Source organism: Kitasatospora sp. NPDC028961 (assembly GCF_055564815.1).
In genome coordinates this window covers 173,662-193,232 of sequence record NZ_JBVHVO010000006.1, presented here as the reverse complement: position 1 = coordinate 193,232, position 19,571 = coordinate 173,662, and the positions used below count along the sequence as shown (strand labels likewise).

Annotated in this window: 13 protein-coding genes and 1 pseudogene; 7 read left to right on the top strand and 7 right to left on the bottom strand. The window is 70.8% G+C overall.

Annotated features, from left to right (window positions below; translation table 11 throughout):
- The 3 genes from ACZ4UX_RS14665 (at position 1) to ACZ4UX_RS14655 (ending at position 4,026) form a co-directional block, all read left to right on the top strand.
- Entirely contained in the window at positions 1-915 is a 915-nt protein-coding gene (locus ACZ4UX_RS14665; RefSeq protein ID WP_465707014.1) for a sugar kinase, read from the top strand.
- Entirely contained in the window at positions 912-1,799 is an 888-nt protein-coding gene (locus ACZ4UX_RS14660) for an SMP-30/gluconolactonase/LRE family protein (RefSeq protein ID WP_465706873.1), read from the top strand. The genes ACZ4UX_RS14665 and ACZ4UX_RS14660 overlap by 4 nt, the downstream gene beginning before the upstream one ends.
- Positions 1,800-2,490: 691 nt before the next feature.
- A complete protein-coding gene (locus tag ACZ4UX_RS14655; RefSeq protein ID WP_465706872.1) occupies positions 2,491-4,026 on the top strand; it encodes a glycoside hydrolase family 30 beta sandwich domain-containing protein in 1,536 nt (511 codons plus the stop codon).
- Between the two features lie 545 nt (positions 4,027-4,571).
- Here ACZ4UX_RS14655 and ACZ4UX_RS14650 read toward each other — a convergent pair.
- From ACZ4UX_RS14650 to ACZ4UX_RS14640, 3 genes and pseudogenes are all read right to left on the bottom strand, one after another.
- Positions 4,572-4,700, bottom strand: a pseudogene (locus ACZ4UX_RS14650) (transposase); the annotation flags it as partial.
- 85 nt (positions 4,701-4,785) lie between these two features.
- Positions 4,786-7,758 (bottom strand): hypothetical protein, encoded by a 2,973-nt coding sequence (locus ACZ4UX_RS14645; protein ID WP_465706871.1) that lies wholly within the window; start codon positions 7,756-7,758, stop codon positions 4,786-4,788.
- A gap of 1,212 nt (positions 7,759-8,970) precedes the next feature.
- Positions 8,971-9,825, bottom strand: a complete 855-nt coding sequence (locus tag ACZ4UX_RS14640) for a hypothetical protein (protein WP_465706870.1) — start codon at positions 9,823-9,825, stop codon at positions 8,971-8,973.
- A gap of 69 nt (positions 9,826-9,894) precedes the next feature.
- Between ACZ4UX_RS14640 and ACZ4UX_RS14635 the strand changes: the two genes are divergently transcribed.
- A complete protein-coding gene (locus tag ACZ4UX_RS14635) occupies positions 9,895-11,091 on the top strand; it encodes a sensor histidine kinase (RefSeq protein WP_465706869.1) in 1,197 nt (398 codons plus the stop codon).
- A gap of 44 nt (positions 11,092-11,135) precedes the next feature.
- Positions 11,136-11,849 carry a response regulator gene (locus ACZ4UX_RS14630; protein ID WP_465706868.1) on the top strand — a complete coding sequence of 238 codons (714 nt, stop codon included), beginning with the start codon at positions 11,136-11,138 and terminating at the stop codon, positions 11,847-11,849.
- 60 nt (positions 11,850-11,909) lie between these two features.
- Here ACZ4UX_RS14630 and ACZ4UX_RS14625 read toward each other — a convergent pair whose 3' ends face one another.
- From ACZ4UX_RS14625 to ACZ4UX_RS14610, 4 genes are all read right to left on the bottom strand, one after another.
- Positions 11,910-13,511, bottom strand: coding sequence for a protein kinase domain-containing protein (locus ACZ4UX_RS14625; protein WP_465707013.1), 1,602 nt, complete (start codon positions 13,509-13,511; stop codon positions 11,910-11,912).
- A gap of 298 nt (positions 13,512-13,809) precedes the next feature.
- Positions 13,810-14,256 (bottom strand): hypothetical protein, encoded by a 447-nt coding sequence (locus tag ACZ4UX_RS14620; RefSeq protein WP_465706867.1) that lies wholly within the window; start codon positions 14,254-14,256, stop codon positions 13,810-13,812.
- Positions 14,257-14,538: 282 nt separating this feature from the next.
- Positions 14,539-14,967, bottom strand: a complete 429-nt coding sequence (locus ACZ4UX_RS14615; protein ID WP_465706866.1) for a MarR family winged helix-turn-helix transcriptional regulator — start codon at positions 14,965-14,967, stop codon at positions 14,539-14,541.
- Complete coding sequence (locus ACZ4UX_RS14610; RefSeq protein ID WP_465706865.1) at positions 14,967-15,383, bottom strand: SRPBCC family protein; 417 nt, start codon at positions 15,381-15,383, stop codon at positions 14,967-14,969. Before ACZ4UX_RS14610 ends, ACZ4UX_RS14615 begins: the two co-directional genes overlap by 1 nt.
- Positions 15,384-15,831: 448 nt before the next feature.
- On the opposite strand from ACZ4UX_RS14610, the gene ACZ4UX_RS14605 reads away from it, so the two are divergent.
- Positions 15,832-16,332: a hemerythrin domain-containing protein gene (locus tag ACZ4UX_RS14605; protein ID WP_352292618.1), complete on the top strand. Its 501-nt coding sequence runs from the start codon at positions 15,832-15,834 to the stop codon at positions 16,330-16,332.
- A 146-nt stretch (positions 16,333-16,478) separates the two neighbouring features.
- On the top strand, positions 16,479-18,743 hold the full coding sequence (locus ACZ4UX_RS14600) for a catalase (protein WP_465706864.1): 2,265 nt from the start codon (positions 16,479-16,481) through the stop codon (positions 18,741-18,743).
- Positions 18,744-19,571: the final 828 nt, after the last annotated feature.

Genomic DNA, 19,571 nt, shown 5'->3' with positions numbered 1-19,571 from the left:
ATGGCCGCGCTGCGCGCCGACCGCCCGCTGCAACTGGGCGGCACGCTCCAGCTGTCGGTGGCCGGCGCCGAGGCCAACGTCGCCATCGGCCTGGCCCGCCTGGGCCACGACGTGCGCTGGGTCGGCGTCAACGGCGACGACGAGTTCGGCCGCCTGGTCCTGCGCACCCTGCGCGCCGAAGGCGTCGACGTCTCGCACGCCGCCGTCGACCCCACCGCCCCCACCGCCCTGGTGGTCTTCGAACCCCGCGTCGCCGACCTCGTCCGGGTCACCTACCGCCGCACCGGCTCGGCCGGCTCCCGCCTGACCCCCGGCCACCTGGGCACGGCCCTCGCCGAGGGCACCCGGGTCCTCCACCTCACCGGCATCACCGCCGCCCTCGGCCCCGGCCCCCGCGCCGCCCTCACCACCGCCGCCCGGGACGCCCCCGAGGGAACCGCCGTCTGCCTGGACGTCAACCACCGCTCCGCCCTCTGGTCACGCCAGGACGCCGCCGCCGCGCTGCGCCCCCTGGCTCCCCTGCTGGACATCGTGGTCGCCTCCGACGACGAACTCGCCCTGATCGCCCCGGCCGGCGCCCATCACGAAGCCGACTGCGTCGAGTCGCTGCTCGCCGCGGGTGTGGGCGAGGTGGTGGTCAAGCGCGGCGCAGCCGGTGCCGAGGTGTTCACCCGCAACGGGTCCATCGCCCGCCCGGCCGTCCGGGTGCCGGTCAAGGACACCGTCGGCGCCGGCGACGCCTTCGTCGCCGGCTACCTCTCCGCACTCCTCGACGGCCTGCCGCCCGCCGGCCGCCTCGCGCGGGCCGTCACCACCGGCGCCTTCGCCGTCGCCGCCACCGGCGACTGGGAGGGCCTGCCGCAGCGCCACGAACTCGACCTGCTGGACCACGCACCCGGCACCACCCTGCGATGACCCCAGCCCACCCCACCGCACCGCACGACTGGCAACCCACCACCCCCGACCGCCACCACCTCGCCGAAGCCGCACGCTGGCACGACGGCCGGCTCCACTACGTCGACCTGCTCCGCGGCACCCTCTACAGCTGCCACCCCGACTACCCCCGCCCCCGGCTGGAGCAGGACCTCCACCTGCCACTGGGGGCGGTCGCCCCCCTCACCGGCCGCCCCGGCCAGTGGATCGCCGCCACCGGCACCGGCATCGCCCTGCTGCGCCCCGGCAGGCAGCCGAAATGGCTGGCCCGGGTGGCGGTGGGACAGGAGCGCCCGCTGCGCATGAACGACGGGGCCTGCGACCCGGCGGGCCGCTTCTGGGCGACCAGCATGGCCGTGGACGCCGCGCCCGGCGCCGGCGCGCTCCACCGGATCGACCCGGACGGCTCGACCCACCGGGTCCTGACCGGGCTGACCGTCCCCAACGGGCCGGCCTTCGACGCCACCGGCACCACCCTCTACCTCGCCGACAGCGCCCGCGGCCTGATCGCCGCCCACGACGTCGACCCGGCCACCGGCTGCCTCGGCCCCGCCCGCCCCCTGGTTCGCCTCGCCCCGCACGAGGGCAGACCCGACGGCATGACCGTCGACCACCGCGGCCGGCTCTGGGTCGCCCTCTGGGGAACCGGACGCGTCCACTGCTACGACCCCCAAGGGCGCCTACGGGATGACGTCGCGGTCCCCACCCCCCACGTCAGCAGCGTCGCCTTCGGCGGCGGACGGATGTACGTGACCACCGCCCAGCACCGACTGACCACCCCCGACCCACTGGCCGGCGCCGTCCTCTCACGACCCTGCGCCGTCACTGCCCCCGCCGCCGCGCCGTACCGACCGGCCCCGGCCTGACCCCGACCCGGGCACTCCGGGGCGGGCGCCGCTGAGGGCACGATGTCCTCGATGGCGTCGTCCCCTTCTGCCCAGCCGGCTCCTCGCGGGTTCCCCTCTCACGACCGACCTTCGGAGCGCCCGCACGGCCCACGCGGCTCCATGTCTACCGTCGTGACACTCGCCGGAGCATCCGGGGAGCCGGCCGGCTGGCCGTGAGCTGGCGGCAAAAACGAAATGTCCGGGAAGTGAAGCGGTAACGCCCCTGGCGCTCCTTTCGTATATGGCATACCTTGCTTCCACGTTCCTCGGTCCGTCATCACGGGCCCGGTCTCCCAGCCCCACGCCTCCGCCCTCGCCCATCCGGTCATGGGAAGGATTGTCGGCCTCCGACGAGCCCTCGTCGAGGAGCCGGCGGGGCCGCCGGACCAGGAGGCGAGGGCCGGGGTCCGCACTGTCCCACAGTGTCGGCAGCGGGCACCGGCCTCCGCGCGGTCGTTCCCGACCTGCACGCCTACGCATACCGCCGGTTGTCGGCCCCGAGCCTGTACCGGGCCCCGGCCGACGCGCCGGAGTTCGAGGACGGTGTCCTCAGCGTCCCCCGAGGACACGGGGCGCGGCTTCGCCTTCGACGAGGACGTCGTCGAAGGCGAAGCTTCGCCGCCCGGTCCACCCAAGCCCATCCTCCGCCCCCACCTCCGGAGACGATCCCATGAACCAGTCCGAGCCCCACCGCCCCGGCCGTAGATCGATCCTGCGCGGCGCCGCCGCCCTGGGTGCCGCTGCGGCGGCCGGCCCCGTGCTCAACCTCGTGGCCGCCGGCCCGGCGTTCGCCGCCGACGGCGCCTCCGGCAGCTATGACATCCGCTTCGACATGGCCGCCAAGCAGACCATCAAGGGCCTCGGCTTCGAGATCCAGTCCGACTCCATCGGATCCGGCAACAACGGGCTGCCCACCGCGGTGAACGGCGTCCCCTACGACCTGGTCCCGAGCGAACGCACCCGCTTCTACCAGCAGATGCTTAAGGCCGGCCGCTCCGACCGGGGCTTCCGCTACTGCCGCCTGGCCCTCGGCCTGTACTACCGGGGCACGGACTCCACGGGCAAGCACCTCCAGGACCGCTACATCGACCAGTACAGCCCCTACCTCGGTCAGGCCGCCCTGCTCGCCGACATGATTCAGCAGGCCGGCATCGAGGGCGTCGCCGCCGAGTACTGGTCGCCTGCCCCGGGCTGGAAGAGCAACAACAACCTGGTCGGCGGTTCGCTCGCCTCCTTCACCCCCGCCAGCCTGAGTGCCCTGGGCGACGCGATGGTCGCCGACCTGCAGTACCTCTCCGCCCGGGGCGTCCCGATCTCGATGTGGGGCCTGCAGAACGAGCCCCGGCAGGGAGGCGTGGGGTACTCCACCTGCGTGTACACCGCCGCCCAGTACGTGGAGGCGCTCAAGGCCGTGGCACCCAAGACCAAGGCCGCCTACCCGGACATCACGATCCACGCGGACAGCCAAGGCGGTTGGGGCGGCGCGATCGGGCCGTCGATCAAGGCGGACCCGGCAGCCCTCGCCCTGGTCGACGCCTGGACGTACCACCGGATCGGAACGAACAGCAACGAGCAGCTCACCGGCGACTTCACCTCGGGCGCCGCAGGCAAGGCCGTGTTCAACAACGAGTTCGAATACCTGGACAACGCCTTCACCCCCGAGGGCCAGTGCCTCAACACCGCCCAGTCGATCATGAACTGGATGACCTTCCAGAACGCCTCGACCTGGTTCTGGCTGCATGCCCTCAAGCCCACCACCAACTCCGAGTCGAGGAACTACGGGCTGGGCTTCTGGCGCCCGCCGAGCGACACCGACTTCAGCTCCGGCCACTTCCCGAACATCCAGACCGGCCACTGGGACTTCAACCCCCAGGCCTGGAACGCCGTCTCCGGGTTCGTCAAGTACATGCCCTGGGACTCGGTCCGCTACCAGGTCGACGAGCCCCTGGCCAGCGACGGGTACCCGTTCCGGGACCACCGGATCATGGCCTGGAAGACCCCCGACGGCAAGCCCGTGCTCGTCGTCACCAACCGCAACTCCACCACGCCGTTCACCTACACGATCAACACCCGAACCACGGCCCAGTTCCAGGGCCAGCGCTACAGCCCGACGCTCAACAACCAGTACATCGGCCGCCTGGCCGGCCCCACTCTCACCCTCACGGTCCCGCCTCGCTCCATCGAGTTCTGGGTCCGCACCCCCTGACATCCACCCCGCCGAGGGCGACAGCCGCCCGGCCGGCGCCGCCCTCGGCCCCAGCACCCGCCCCAACCCACCATCCGTCACACACGCCGGGCCCTCACCCCGGTACCCGCCGCCACCACCAGCGGCCTCTCCGCCATCTGCCGGCGCGGCCAGGCCGCAGAGCCCGCTGGAAAGGACCCCGAACCGCCACCGCCCGGCCGGCCTCCGTACGCGCGCCGCCACGCCAGGTGGTCGGCCATTCACGCACAAACCAGTGACCACCGAGACCGCGACCCGCACCCCAGGACCGTCCCAGCAGTGAGCCTGGGACGGTCCTACCCGCGCGACCGCCCCAGCGCCACCGACAACACCGGCCCGGTCCGCTCGCGGCTCGGGTGGGCCGACGGCGCGCTGCTGGATGTCGACCGTCAGCCCAGTGTGCGGCGAAGGCGCGCGGGCCGAAAGGGACACACGTCCGCGTCGGGCAAGGTCCTCCTCCTGCGAGGGCCCGGGCGTCCAGGGCGGCCCCAGAGGTCCTGACAAAGGCGTTGGACGTGGTGGTGGGTGATCAGGCAGGTGGCGAGGCCGAGGAAGGCCTCGTGGATGTCGCCGCGCCGTTCCCGGCGGATGCGCAGGCGGCGGAAGCCGTGCAGCCAGGCCATGGTCCGTTCGACGACCCAGCGGTGGACGCCCAGTCACTCCGTGGCACATCCCGGCAGCCCCTCGGCCGGGACCCGCCGTAGCCGGGCGGCTACGGCGGGTCCCGGACCTGGCGGGTGGTCAGATGGTGACGTCGAAGGTGTCGGCGACGATGTGGATACCGTCGCGCTTGGTGAGGGTGAGGGTGTGCTGCCCGTAGGGGAGACCGGAGACGGAGTAGAGAACCTGCGGCTTGAGCAGGACGGCGAACGAGGTAGTCGCGTCGGGCTGGTCCGTTCCGTCGAGTCGGACGCCGACGGTACCTCCGTCGTTGTCGAACTTGGTACGGGCGGTGATACCGGTGCCGGTGAAGGTCACGGTGACCGCCGAGCCGTCGGCGGAGGCGAAGTGATCGTCGTTGTGGTGATAACCGTAGATGTTGCTCTGGGCGGTCCACGCCCCGGAGGGGGTGTACGCGGTGGGGGGCAGGTCGGTGTCGTTCAGGGTGGTGGTGCTGTGAGTCGTGGTGAAGCCGTCGACGGACATTCTGGAGCCGCCGCGCTTGACCACCTTGATGGTGTGGCTGCCCGCGTTCAGGTCGCTAACGGTGTAGATGGTCTGTTGGGCCAGGATGCTGGGGGCGGCGGTGTCGACCAGGCCCTTGGAGGTGCCGTCGACGAAGACCTCGACGGTGCCCTGCAGGGGGCTCTTCTCGGCGATCACGCTCGCGCCCGTGCCGGCGAAGGTGAGGGTCGCGGAGTCGCCGTCGACGGTGGTGGTGTGGAGGGTGTCGTGCAGGTCGCCCTGCCCTCGGAAGCCGGCCACGGTCCAGATCCCGAGGTACCCGACGGCCTGGTTGTCGTCGTCGAGCTGGGTTGCGCTCTGGCGGTAGGGAGCCCGGGGTCCGGCGCCGGCGATGATCTGCTGCGCGGCCGCCGGCCAGTTTCCGTCAGTGACGACGACCGCCGGCTCGACAGTGCAGTCGGTGCCGTTGGTGGAGTACGTGCTGATGTTGGCGTAGGTCCCCCGGATGGTGTCGTCGTGGATGGTGGGCGTCCACAGCCGGGTCCATTGCGCACGGTCGGCGAACCGGATCACGTTGGCGTGCGCGTCCCAGTAGGAGGCGCCCTCGTCGAGGTAGAGAGCCTTGTTGGACAAGATGCCGGTCGCCTTGTTGTAGCCGCTGAGCAGGTTCCCGGAGATGACGGAGGGGACCGTGCCGCCCGAGCCCTGCCCGCCGAGGACGTAGATCAGGCCGCCGTCGGCGAGTTCGCCCATCACGTCGTGGACGTGGTTACCGGTGATCGAGTTGCCGCCGGAGTAGACCGTGCCATGGGTGCACGGCGTGGATGCCGTGCGTTGGGGAGCGGGAGCCGGGTGGGCCAGGTTGTACTCGGCGGCCTGCATGCCGCAGTCGGAGGCCCAGGCCCAGCCCCAGCCGAGTGAGATCCCGCTGTACGGGGCGTGGCCGACATCGTTGAAGGAGATGTCGATGCCACGACCGTTGCCGGCCCAGATCGACACGGTGCCGGCGAATCCGACACCGGTGTGCTCCACGGTGTTGTCGGTGACGGCGATCTGGTTGGTCATCCGGGCGGGGTCGGTGAGGTAGTAGTCGTCGACCTCTCCGACGTTGACGGCGCCGGCGGCGGTGTCGTGGATCCAGTTCCCCCTGATCGCGGAGTTCTGGGTGCCGTCGGCGTAGGCGATGCCCACTCCGCCGGTGTGGACGATCTCGTTGCCAGTGAAGGTGATGTTGCTGCCGCGGTGCACCTCGACAGCGGCGGGAATCCTCAGCGGGGTGTGCGTGCCCGGCGCCCAGGCGATGCCGGCCTGGCCGTCGGTGAAGCCGTGGGTGCTGACATCGGCCCAGGTGGTGTAGGCGAAGGTGATGCCCCGGAAGGCGATGTCGTGGACCGTTGCGATCGGCGACGGAAGTACCGCGAAGGCGTCGACCCGCAAAGCCGCCGCGGTGCGGTTGGTCACCTTGACGGTGTGTTGGCCGACGCTGAGCCCGCTGCGGGCGAACAGCACCTGTTGGGCGAGGCGCTCCGTGCCACGGTTGGAGACCGTGGTGGGGGCGCCGCCGTCGATCGACACGTCCACGTTGCCGCCGTCGACCTGCTTCTCACCGATGACGTCGATGCCCGTACCGGTGAAGGTGTAGCTGAGTGTTGCGCCGGAGGTGGTCGAGACCAGCGCGTCCATGTTGTAGTCGCCGAACCGGGTGCCTGCCGCCTCACCCGCCGGCGGCGAGGGCGGGTTGTCGTTCGCCTTTGCGAAGCCGCCGGTCATCGTGGTGTTGGACGAGGTCGCGTTCACCAGGGCCACGTGCCCCGGGGTGCCGGAGAGGTCCAACAGCTCCGTGGCGGTGGCCACCTCGACATCAGCGGCGGCGAGATTCTCACCCGGCCGCGGCTTGTAGTAGACGTAGCCGGCGCTCTGGTCCAGGTAGAACTCCCCGGGGGCGTCGAGGAACTTGTAGGAGTTCTCCAGCCAGTCGATGCTGGCCAGTCTCGGCGCACCGGCCCCGCTCAGCGGGTACCCGGGGAAGCGCATACCCTGATCGGCCCAGCAGGCCGGGGCGGCCGTCAGCTTGATCTCGGTGCTGGTGCCGCCCGCCGGGGGCGTGACGGTCTCCTCGAAGGCACTGCTCAGCGGGCAACGCTCCTGCTTCCAGGCCGTGTCGTCGACGATCTCCACCTCGCTCGGCCGCGAGAAGGCGCTGATGTCGATGCCCTGCAGCGCGGTCTGTCCCGTGGGGGTGTAGCGGGTACTGGTCCACGACCCGCTGTTGCCGGACCACACCCTGCTGTCGAAGGAGTTGGTCCTGGCGCGCTGGGCACGCGTGCCGTTGACGAACATGTCCCGGCTCTTGAGCACGAGGTCGCGGCGGGGGCTTGCTGCCACCTGAGCCCGCCAGATGCCTGTCGCCGAGTCGTACAGCGAGAACCCCGTGATCTGTTCGGCCGAGGTGAGCTGAGGTTTCTCGCCCGGGTAGGACAGGTACGTCACGGTGTGACCGTTGGTGCCTGAGTCTGCCGGACCCATCGTGAGCGGGGCGTCCAGGCGGTAGGCGCCGCCGCGCAGGAACACCCGCAGATCATGAGTCATGCCCGCGGTGTGGGTGCGTACGATGTCGCGGGCCGTGGCAAGGGCGCACGGGGCCGTGACACTGCAGGTACTGCCTGCCCCGGTCGGGGAGGCGAAGAAGTCCTCCGGCAACGGGGTGGAGGCGACCGACGGGCCGGACAGCGCGATCGGCAACGCGGCCGACAGCACGGCCGCTGCCCACAAGGCAGCCCCGCGCCGAATCGGGTGGGATCTTCGCATAACTGTTCCTCATCTCTCTTCTCTGGACCTGCGAGGGGTATGAAGAGGACACCCCATGAGCGGAAACCACATGGGGATGCCGGACACCTGGCCGGGGGGTTGAACGACCACAACCACGCGATCGACCACGCCCGGGCCGAACCGGAAGGGCACCGCGGACAGCGGCACCGCCGGTGGTCGAATCGGTGGTGCTTGGACCGGGACGCGGCTTTGCTGTGTGTGACGGAGTCTGGGGGTTTCCAGGTCGGACAAGGATGTGTCGGCAATGTCTCGTCGAGTGCGAAGCCCGAGCGCGAATCTCTTCTGGGACAGCAAGGACGCCGTGCTCGGACACCCGCAGATCGACCGGGATCCGGTCACGGATCGCTTCTACACGCAGGTGGGGAGGTCGGGAAGCCGCGCACCGGGGAACGCCGCCGCCAGTCCCACGATGCCGTCTCCCGAGCTAGATGAAAGGTATGTGATATACGATTCTAAAGCTAGTGTCTGACCGCTCCGGCTCGTCGAATCAAGGCGGAGGACCCGCGGTCAGGCCGGTGTCGTGGGTCTGACGAGGTGCTGGCCGAGGGCGCGGTGCAGGAGGGAGACGCCGTAGTGCGGTTCCTCGAAGAGGACGGGCACGGCGTCGGTCGCGTCGATGACCAGGCGCCCGTCAACGACGGTTCCCCAGGGGGCCGGCCCTGATGGGCCCGGCGCAGTTCCCGGACCCATCCGAGCAGCCGGTGGTCGATGCCGCGGACGGCGCACAGCCGCGGACCGCTATCCCAGCTCTCGACGACCACCGCATCACCCTTGGCACTGCGGGTGGCGGCCGGCGCGCCCAAGCCCCGGCGAGCGGCGAGACGGAAGTGCTCGGCGACGAGAGCCTGGCAGCCGAATGGACCCAGGAGGCTTCGACGAACGCCTGCCGGCCACCCGCTCCAACCTGCGGTTCCAGCACCGCCGCGTCGCCGACCTCGAAGCCCAGATCGCCACCCCGCCGGGATGATCGCGCTACGCGGGGCGAAGAACTGGGTCGATCTCGGCCAGGATTTCGTGCAGCTGACGGGCCCCCAGGGCAACCCGGTCGTCGGTGTCCCGCAGCATCTCCTCGCACAGCTGCATCGCTTTGTCCCGGTCCTCGGAGAAGATGCTGAACACATCGACGATTGCGGTGTGGATCCAATCGCTGTGATTCGAGTTGGCGACCGCCATCGCGGTGGCGACTACCGTCAGCCCGGCCCTGTCCACGCGCCGGAGCACGGCTTCCGCAGTCACCCGGGTGACGAAGGTGTTACCCCGGTCGAGCACGAGCTCCAGCAGCGGCCCGAGGGCCTCTGGCATGTCGGCGAAGGCAGCCAGGCCGCGACCGGCATCCGCCCGGTCACGGTAGTCGAGGCTTCGCCCGAGCTCACCGAGCGCCACGAAAGCGGCATGCCGCGGGTCACTGTCCCCCTGGAGCAGGCCTCGCAGCCGCCTCACCTCGGCGACCAGGCGGGGCATGTCCTGTCGCGCGGCAGCGATGAAGTCGAGATCGGCATCCAGTTGCAGATCCGGACCGACCTGGACCCGTTCTCCGTTGATGAACCGACTGAGATACATCTCATCGTCATCCACGGCAGTGGTTGGAGCGATCTGGATACAGCTCGCCCCGCCGGTAGCACCACGAGTCTCCAGCACGGGAACCCACGCACCCATGGACGCGGCGGCGATGCGCACCTCCATCGAAACGAGCTCTTCTTCAGTCGGCATGACCGGATCATCCACCCCGACCGGGCAGACCGTCCACGCGATACCCAGCAAGCCTGCCGGTGACGAAGCAACCATCAACGCCAATTCGCGCGAGCCGGGCGCCACCTGCCCGGTCACGGCCTGGACGGACCGCCATCAACCTCAGGGTTGACGACGCATGGCCGGGCTGCCGCCTATAGTGCGGGAATGCGCGAGGGTGGGGACGGACGGCGGTTTCGAGTCGATCCCGGGGTGCTCGACTCGGTTCTCGCGGCCACCTTGGCCGGAGTAACCGTCGTCTACGCCTTCCAAACGTATGCGGCCCAGTACCGCGCCGAGGGATGGCGTCCGTTCGACGTCTGGGCGATAGGGCTGACCGTACTGGTCCACCTGCCGCTCGCAGTGCGGCGTCGGGCGCCGTGGCTCGTGTTCCTGGTCTCCTGCGGGGGGCTGCTGGTCTACACGGCGGCCCGCTTCCAGCCGTCGGTGAACCCGTGGGCGCCGCTGCTGGCCTGCTACACCGTGATCGTGCACCGTCCGACCCGGGCGACCGCCGCCGCCGCGGTCACCACCGGGATCTGGATGGTGAGCGGAGTTGCGGCCGACATGCGACCCGCGCTGGCGCTTGCGCAGTCGGCGATCTGCGTCGGGACGGTGTGGTACTTCGCCACCGGCATGCGCAACCTGTCGGAGCGCAACACCCAACTCGCCGAACTGACCGAGCGGCTGAGGCAGGAGCAGGCTCTGCGGGCCCGCCATGCCGTGGTCGAGGAACGGGTGCGAATCGCCCGCGAGCTGCACGACGTGGTCGCCCACCATCTCTCGGCCCTGGCTGTGCAGGCCGGATTGGCTGACTACGTCTTCACCTCCGACCCGGCCGCCGCTCGGGCGGCGCTCACCTCGATCGGGACCACCAGCCGTGTGGCTCTGGAGGAGATGCGCGGGCTGCTCCAGGTTCTGCGGTTGGCTCCAGAGGCCTCGTCCGAGGAAGACCGGCTCTACCACTCGGCGCCCGGTCTGGACCGGCTCCAAGACCTGGTGGAACGGACCAGGGCAGCCGGTGCGGAAGTAGAGGTCACCGTACGGGGCCGCGCGCGCCCGCTGCCTGCGGGCGCCGACCTCTGCGTCTTTCGGCTCGTCCAGGAGGCGCTCACCAACGTCATCAAACACGGAGGCCGGCCGGTCACCGCCGCCGTGAGTCTGGAGTACGGGGCCGACCGGCTGACATGCCGGGTGGCGGACGACGGACGGGGCGGCGAGGCCGAAGTGCCGGGCAGCGGACTCGGGTTGATCGGGATGCATGAGCGCGTCAGACTCTACGGCGGGTCGGTGGAAGCGGGCCCCCGGCCGGAAGGGGGATTCGAGGTGCACTTCTCGATACCCTTTCCCGCGTCCGGCACGTAGGGGTGGTGGGCCTCGGCCCCGCCGGTGAGGGGGAGACGGCAACCATGACGTCCGTTCTGATCGTGGACGACCAGGTGTTGATCCGAGCGGGGCTGGCCGCCTTGGTGCGGGCCGCACCGGGCCTGGAGGCGGTCGGAGAGGCCGCCACGGGCGAGGAGGCGGTGGAACTCGCGGCCCGGTGCCGCCCCGACGTGGTGTTGATGGACATTCGGCTGCCCGGCATGAGCGGCATCGCCGCCCTGGAACGGATTCTTGCCGAGGCGCGCGAACCGAAGCCCAAGGTCGTCATGCTGACGGTCTTTGACCTCGACCAGTACGTCTACGCCGCCCTGCGGGCCGGCGCGAGCGGCTTCCTGCTCAAGGACACCCCGCCCGAACGCCTGCTCGCGGCCGTCGAGTCGATCGCCGGCGGTGAGCTGTTGTTCGCCCCCAGCATCACTCGGCGGCTGATCGCGACGTTCGCCCGGCAGCCCGGCCCGGACCAGGAGCGGCCCGAGCGCCTTGAGGCGCTCACGGGCCGTGAAACCGAGGTGCTGCGCCTGGTGGGGCAGGGCCTGACCAATGACGAGATCGCCGAGCGGCTGGTGGTGGGCATCGCCACCGTCAAGACCCACCTGAACCGGGTGATGTCCAAACTCGGTCTGGCCAGCCGCGCCCAAGCCGTCGTGACGGCCTACGAGAGTGGCCTGGTCACCCCCGGCCAGGTCACCCCCGGCTGGGGTCCCTCGGCGGGAGACGCCGCGCCGGGCGGCAGCTGACCGGGCCGCAACTGACCAGGCGGCAGCTGACCGGGTGGCAGCGGCGTCGCGGGGACCTCCTCACAGGTTCCGGACCTGGTAGGCCGACCTGACTTTCCGCAGAAGGTCGTCGGCGGTCTGGCCCGCCGTCGTGCCGGCCGGGACGTCCACCCAGATGCTGAGCCGCTCCTGACGGGAACTGACCAGGATCAAGGCCTTGGACAGCCGCCTGGGCGTCCCCTTGCTGTCCTGGCTGTAGGTCTCGGTGATGATCGCAGCGTCCCGGCCCTGCTCGGTGGCGGACTCCACCGTCGCCACGCTGGCGGCGCCACCCTGCGGAGGGGTGGCCCTCTCGTGTTCCCGCTTCCAGCGCTCGGCGATCGCCCGGGCCGTCTCGGTGGACTTCTCCTTCCGGTCGACCCCGATCCACATGTCTCCCTTGGGCGAGGTGTAGGAGGTGCCCCGGTAGGCGCCGCTGGTGTCCTCCAGGCCGTCCAGGGTCTTGATGGTCCAGTCGGCCGGGGCTGCGAGGGCCAACTGCATCCGGTACTCGTCGTAGCGCTTCCACCCGTCCGGGAGGTCGCCCCCCGCCAGTTGCACGACGAGGGCGACCACAACGGCGAGGGCGACCGCGCCCACCACGCTCGTGGTGAGTCCGGTGCGACTGCGCAGCCAGCGCCGGGTCCGGACCACGGACGGGGCCGGAAGGGCGTCCGTGCCCCGCAGGGTCGGGGCGAAGGGCACGACCTGCCGGGGCGGCGGCTCCGTGGCGGCGACAAGCAGCGGTCCGGCCTGCTGACTGGTGAGCCGGCGCTCCGGCTCCTTGAGCAGCAGCCCGGTCAGCAGACCGGTGAGCCCGTCCGCTTGCTGGGGCGCCGGCAGTTCGGCGAGCAGGATCGCCTGCAGGGTGGAGGGAGTGGTCTGCCGGCGAAACGGCGAGACGCCTTCGACGGCCTGGTAGAGCATGATGCCCAGGGACCACAGATCGGACTCGGGCCCGGGGCGGCGCCCCAGCACCCGCTCCGGGGCCAGGTACTCCGGCGAGCCGACGAAGGCACCGGTCTCGGTGAGCCGCTGCTCCCCCTCCACCTGCGCGATGCCGAAGTCCGTCAGCACCACTCGGTCATGACGGCCCAGCATCACGTTGCCCGGCTTCACATCGCGGTGCAGCACGCCCGCCTCGTGCGCCGCACCCAAGGCGCCCAGGACCGCCAGCCCGATCCTGGCCGCCTCCTGCGGGGCCAGCGTGCCCTCCTCCAGTGTCTCGGCGAGCGACCTGCCACGCAGCAGCTCCATCACGATCCACGGCCGACCGGACTCGGTGACCACGTCGAAGATGGCGACCACCGACGGGTGGTCGATCCGGGCCGCCGCACGGGCCTCGCGCTCCATGCGCAGGTAGGCCGTTCGACGTTCGGCGGGGGTGAAGTGGTCCGGCACCTGCGGCTCCTTGAGCGCCACGTCCCGGTCCACTACCTCATCATGAGCCCGCCACACCGTGCCCATGCCGCCGGCGCCGAGGCGTTCCAGCAACCGGTACCGGCCGCCGATCAGCCGCCCAGCACCGGCTGCCGGGGCTGCCGCGCCCGGCACCGGTCGAGGCGCCGGACGGCCGGCCGGCAGCGACTCGGAGCCAGCGGGCGTCCCGGTGCTCGTCTCGCGCTGTTGCTCCGGTCGGCGCACCTGTGGTGGCGGCCGGAGACCGTAGCTGGTCGGCTCGCCCTGTACTCCGCTGATGTCCACGTCTCCCCTTGACTCCCCTGGCGAGCTGCGCACTCGCCCGGAACACGTACCGCCGTCCGCAGGCGGCCCTACCGTCTCCGAACCTCCAGATGGTCAACCGTATTGAGGGGCCCGCGGCCTACCGTCCATCCAAGGGTCGGTCACTGGCCACAACCGGCGCCGCGGCAACGGGCAGCGCCGGTGCCGCCACCCTCGCAGCACCGGCGCTGTCACCCCCTTCGTCCGCGGCGCGGTCAGGTCAGTCGAGCTCGATGTACTTCGAACAATCGCCGACGCCGGGGAAGGCCGTCTTGAAGGTGACCTTGAGGTACGGCTTGCGGCTCTTGGCGATGGCCACGTCCTTGGTGGCGGAGTCGGGCCATATGTCGGAGAACCGCGGCGTCAGTTCTTCGGTCTGGATGGTCGTCTTCCCTCCGTCCGCGCGCCACTTCAGCTGCACGAGCGACCAGGTGTCTCCGCCACTGCTGTGGTACGCCTCACGGAGCATGGTCCGGTTGTTGTCGTAGTCGCGGTACCAGACCTTGAGGCTTTGTCCCAAGCAGGAGACGGTCTTGTACTTGTCCTTCCGGACTACGGCCTGGGACTCGGCGTCGGCGGCACCCGCGGTGGGCGCCGTCAAGGCGAGCATGCTCATGGCGCACGCCGTGGTGACCAAGCCGGTGGCCGTGCGTCGAAGTGCGTTCATGGTTCCCCCTTGTCTGCCGCAGCCGTGCCCCCGTGGGCAGCGTTCTCGTTGCGGCCGCCGGGGCGGCCGTCTGTGGCGCCGCTCCGGTGTGGCCACCACGCTAGGGAGATGTCCGGCTGGAAGCTTCCCCCTCCTGACTGATCCGGGAGGTAAACCCTGGCGGTAGTTCACCGGCTTGCTACAGCGGAGGGTGGAGAAGCGTGGTCTCCTCGGGCCTGCGGACGCGGCGGAGTCGACCTTCCCGTCCGGGTTCGGTGGCTTGCGGTTGCCGGTGAGGGCGTTTCAGGTGTCGGGATGGGCCAGGCGGCCGAGCAGGGCCACCGCGTCGTCGAGGGGCACCGGCTCGAAGAACCGCGCGTCGGCGCGCTCGACGGCGGCAATCGCGCGTGGGGCCAGGTCAGAACCGGTGGCGGTGACGCGCAGTCGTTTGGCGCGGGTGTCGGCCGGGTCGACGTCACGCTCGATGAGTCCCTTGTGTTCCAAGGTGCGCAGTACCTGGGAGGTCATCTTGACGTCGGTGCCGGCTTGGCGGGCGAGGGCCAGTTGGTTGGGATGCTCGCCCTGGGTGTTGAGCCACCAGGTACAGGCGAGCAGCACGAACTGCACGTGGGTGAGATCGAGCGGGGACAGGGCTGTGGCGATGTCGCGCTGCCAGCGCAGGGTGGCGTGCCACAGCAGGAATCCGGGACTGTCTCCGGGGCTGAGGGGCATCAGCGAAGCGCCAGCTCGGCCAGCGAGGCCATTGTCTCGGGCCAGTCGGCGGTAATGCCCGGGCCGATCTGCGGGCCGGCCTCGTCGGCGCCGGTGCCGGTGATCTCCATCCGGTACACCACGCGGATGCGGGTCTCGTCGATCCGGTGGATCCGGTGGATCGTGCGCAGCAGCAGGCCGTCGAAGCGCGCCTCGTCGACGAATAGCTCGTCTTCGACGGCTTCGGCGATGTGCAGCAGTACCGGGTCGTCCCCGGGCGGCACCATCGTGATCTGCGTGCCCGCCGCGAACGGGCCATTCATCTCGATCTTGTCGATCTCGGCGTTCCAGGTACCCCAGTTCTGGACGTCGGCCCAGAGTCGCCAGATCGCCTCGGGGGTGGCGCTGGTCTCGATGCTGTGCTCGTACTCCCACATAAGGCGGTCTCCTCGGCTAGGCGATCTACGCATAGATTATCTCCGCAAAGACTATCCGTCCAATGGTGGCACGCCCCCATCCCGCGGAGCCGCGCGTCACCGCTCCGGCCCCGCCGCCACGACGCAGAGCGGTCCAGGCAACGACCCCTCGCAGATCCCGGTCGATGGCGCACCGGGCGCCGTCGAGGTCAAGGCCGCCGACCGAAACAGGCCCAGCAGGCGAACGTCGACGGTCTGGTCGGGCTCGAGCGATCCGACGGTGGAGAGGACGCCGCCGGCATCGACTGCACGCGATCCCCCAGCCGGCGGTTCCTGCCGCGGTGACGGTCTCGACGACCGGTCCTCGGAGGCCGACGGCATCCACCCGTTCGGCGGCGGGCATGCATGCGGCGGGGGCGGGCGGGGGAGACGGGGAGGCACACCTCGCAGCCCGCGGAAAGGAACCCTCATGTCCACCGACGCCATCGTTCTCCTCAAGGAGGACCACAAGGACGTCCGCCGTCTGTTCCGTGCTTTCACGAGCGCCGGCGAGAACGCCCGCGCGGAGAAGGCCGACCTGGTGAAGCAGATCCTGGAAGCCCTCACCGTGCACACCTACATCGAGAACGAGGTGATGTACCCCGAGGTCCGCAGGCTCGTGCCGGACCTGGAGAGCGACATCCTGGAGTCCTACGAGGAACATCACGTCGCCGACCTGCTCTGCACCGAACTGTCCGCGATGAGCCCCGAGGACGAGCGCTTCGACGCCAAGACCACCGTGCTGATCGAGAGCGTGAGCCACCACATCGAGGAGGAGGAGAACGACTGGTTCCCCAAGGTCCGCGAAGCGCTGGGCCGAAAGGAACTGCAGGAGATCGGCGCCCGCCTGATCGAAGCGCGGGCGAAGGCACCCCGCGCGCCGCAGCAGCCCGGCGCCCTGAAGAAGGCAGCCGACGCGATCCTGTCCTGACCCGAAGCGCTCCCGACCCGAACAGCCACCCCAGCAGCGCGCCCCACCCGCCCGGCCTCGATGCTGGGGGCGGCGCCAGGCCGCCTGGTCGTGAGTGCGCCGACCGATTCAGCACGTACTGCCCTTTCCGGCAATCGGAGGAACCGATGGACAAGTCCAACCCCGTACGGAAGGTCGTCGACGCCGTGGCGGACGCGGTGGCCGAGGTGAAGGACCGGGCCCGGCCAGCCGTCCCGGGCGCCCCCGGGGCCGAGCCACCGTCGGTGGCCGAGCCGACGGAACCGCGGGCTCCCCTTCCACCCAAGCCCGACCAGGACGAGCCGGCCGCCGTCTCCGCCACCGGGCGCGACAGCGGAGCCGCTCGGGACGTGCGGTCGCAGAGCGGTGGCTACCTCACCACGGCGCAAGGCGCGCGGGTCTTCGACAGTGACCACTCGTTGAAGGCGGGCCCGCGGGGCCCGGTGCTGCTGCAGGACCATCACCTGCGCGAGAAGATCATGCATTTCGACCACGAGCGGATCCCGGAGCGGGTGGTGCACGCCCGTGGCGCCGCCGCCCACGGCGTGTTCCGCGGCTACGGCACCGCCGGAGAGGTCACCAAGGCGGCGTTCCTCGCGGACGGTGTCGAGACGCCGGTCTTCGTGCGCTTCTCCACCGTGCTCGGCTCCCGCGGGTCGGCGGACACGGTGCGCGACACGCGCGGCTTCGCGACGAAGTTCTACACCACCGAGGGCGTCTTCGATCTCGTCGGCAACAACATCCCGGTCTTCTTCATCCAGGACGCCATCAAGTTCCCCGACGTCATCCATGCCGGCAAGCCGCACCCGGACCGGGAGATCCCGCAGGCACAGAGCGCCCACGACACGTTCTGGGACTTCGTGTCCCTGCACACCGAGGCCACCCACCACACCATCTGGAACATGTCCGACCGCGGCATCCCGCGCTCCTTGCGGATGATGGAGGGCTTCGGTGTCCACACCTTCCGCCTGGTCAACGCCGAGGGCTCCGCCAGTCTGGTGAAGTTCCACTGGAAGCCGAAGGCGGGCGTACACTCCCTCGTCTGGGAGGAGGCCCAGCTGCTGGGCGGCATGGACCCTGACTTCCACCGCCGCGACCTCGCCGACGCCATCGAGGCGGGGGCCTTCCCTCAGTGGGAGCTCGGCGTCCAGGTCTTCCCCGACACCCCGGAGCAGACCTTTCACGGCATCGACCTGCTCGATCCCACCAAGATCGTTCCGGAGGAACTCGCCCCCGTCCGCCCGATCGGCCTGATGACCCTCAACGCCAACCCGAGCAACTACTTCGCCGAGACCGAACAGGTCGCCTTCCACCCCGGCCACCTCGTGCCCGGCATCGACGTCACGGACGACCCGCTGCTCGCCGGACGCCTGTTCTCCTACCTCGACACCCAGATCACCCGGCTCGGTGGCCCGAACTTCGCGCAGATCCCGATCAACCGCACCCACGCGCCGGTCAACGACATGCTCCGCGACGGCTTCCACCAGGACGCGGTGCACACCGGCGTCGCACCCTACAAGCCGAACTCGCTCGACGGCGGCTGCCCCTTCTTCGCCGGTGCCGACGAGCGCGCCTACATCGAGTTCCCCACCCCCCTCGCGGCCGCGAACAAGGTCCGCGAGGCGCCCGCGTCGTTCGGCGACCACTTCAGCCAGCCCCGGCTGTTCTGGCTCAGCCTCAGCCCGGTCGAGCAGCAGCACGTCATCGCCGCCTACACCTTCGAACTCACCAAGGTCTACGAGCAGGCGATCAAGGAACGAGTCCTCGGCGTCCTCGCCAACATCGACACCACCCTCTGTGCCGAGGTGGCGAGCGGCCTGGGCCTGCCCGCACCGCAGGCCACCGTCAAGCCCGCAGACGCCACCCCGAGCCCCGCCCTGTCCCAGCTCGGTGCGAGCTGGCCGGTCGACGGCCGCGTGGTCGGTGTCGTCGCCGGCCCCGGCAGCGACCTGGACACCGTCCGCCAGGCCCGCGACGCCGTCCGCGCGGCCGGCATGACCGCTCTGCTCATCGCCCCCACCGGCGCACCGCTCGCCGAGGACCTCACCGTCCAGCGGACGTTCGCCGCCGCCCGCTCCGTGGAGTTCGACGCCCTCGTGGTCACCGGCGCGCCGGCGCCGGGCGCCGACGACCTGGGCGCGCGCGACGCCAAGTCCGGGCCGGCCCAGGGAGCGGTCGACTCCCGCGTCGCCCTGCTGGTCAACGAGGCCTACCGGCACGCCAAGCCCGTGGCCGGCCTCCCCGCCGCCCGGCCCGTCTGGGTGTCGGCCGCCGTCGACCCCCAGGCGCCCGGGGTCCTCGTCGCGGACAATCCGGCCGACTTGGTCACAGGCCTGGCAGAGCTGCTCGCCACCCATCGCGTCTGGGCGCGCTTCCCCGCCCCGACCAGCTGACGCGGTTCACCCCGCTGACGCTCCTGCCCGCCGGAGCAGGCCTTCGGCCAACGCTCCGGCGGGCACCCCGGGACAGGCCCGGGGCGGAAGGTACACCGCGCTGGGCAATGGCCCGGACCGCGTCCGCGACGCGCTGCTCGGACCGCACCTGGACTCCTACACCCGGGAGCAGGACGGCTTCTGCGCCCATGTCCTTCACCTGACGGCCGCGCGGCACCTCGGCGAGCACCCGGAGGCGGCCGTGGTCCTCGACGGCCGCGCCTGTTCCCTCCGCTCCCGGGTCGAGGACGTGCAGCGGCCGGCCGAGGAGACCGGCCGGCCGCTGCACGTCATCGAGTACGTCTTCCCTGACGACGTCGCCGCCGCCCGTCTGCACCGGGACGTGCGGACGGGCACGCACCCGGCCGCCAACCGCGACCCGGGCCTCCCCCGGCGGCTCAAGGCCTCCGCAGAGCCTGATCACCGTCCCCGCGCTGCGCCTGGACACCACCACCCCCGTGCTGGACTGCACCCGCGCCGCCCTGGCCCACCTGACGGCCGCGACCACCCCCACCCGACCTGCTCCGGAGGGAGCCGCTCACCATCCCGATATGGCCGCCCGCACCCGACAGCCGACGAGCGGGCCGGCGGCGATACCCGGTTCAACGACCGACCGTCCCGGCAGTGCACAGCCGTCGCGGATCCCGGCGCCCGGTCGGCCGGGAACGCCGGCGGGGGGGGGGGGGGGGAGGACAAAAAAAAAAGCGGGGAGGGGGGGGGGAGGAAGCGGGGGTAAAGGCGAGAGGGGTGGACGAGGGGTTGGTGCTTCTCTCCCGTTAGGTGTGTTTT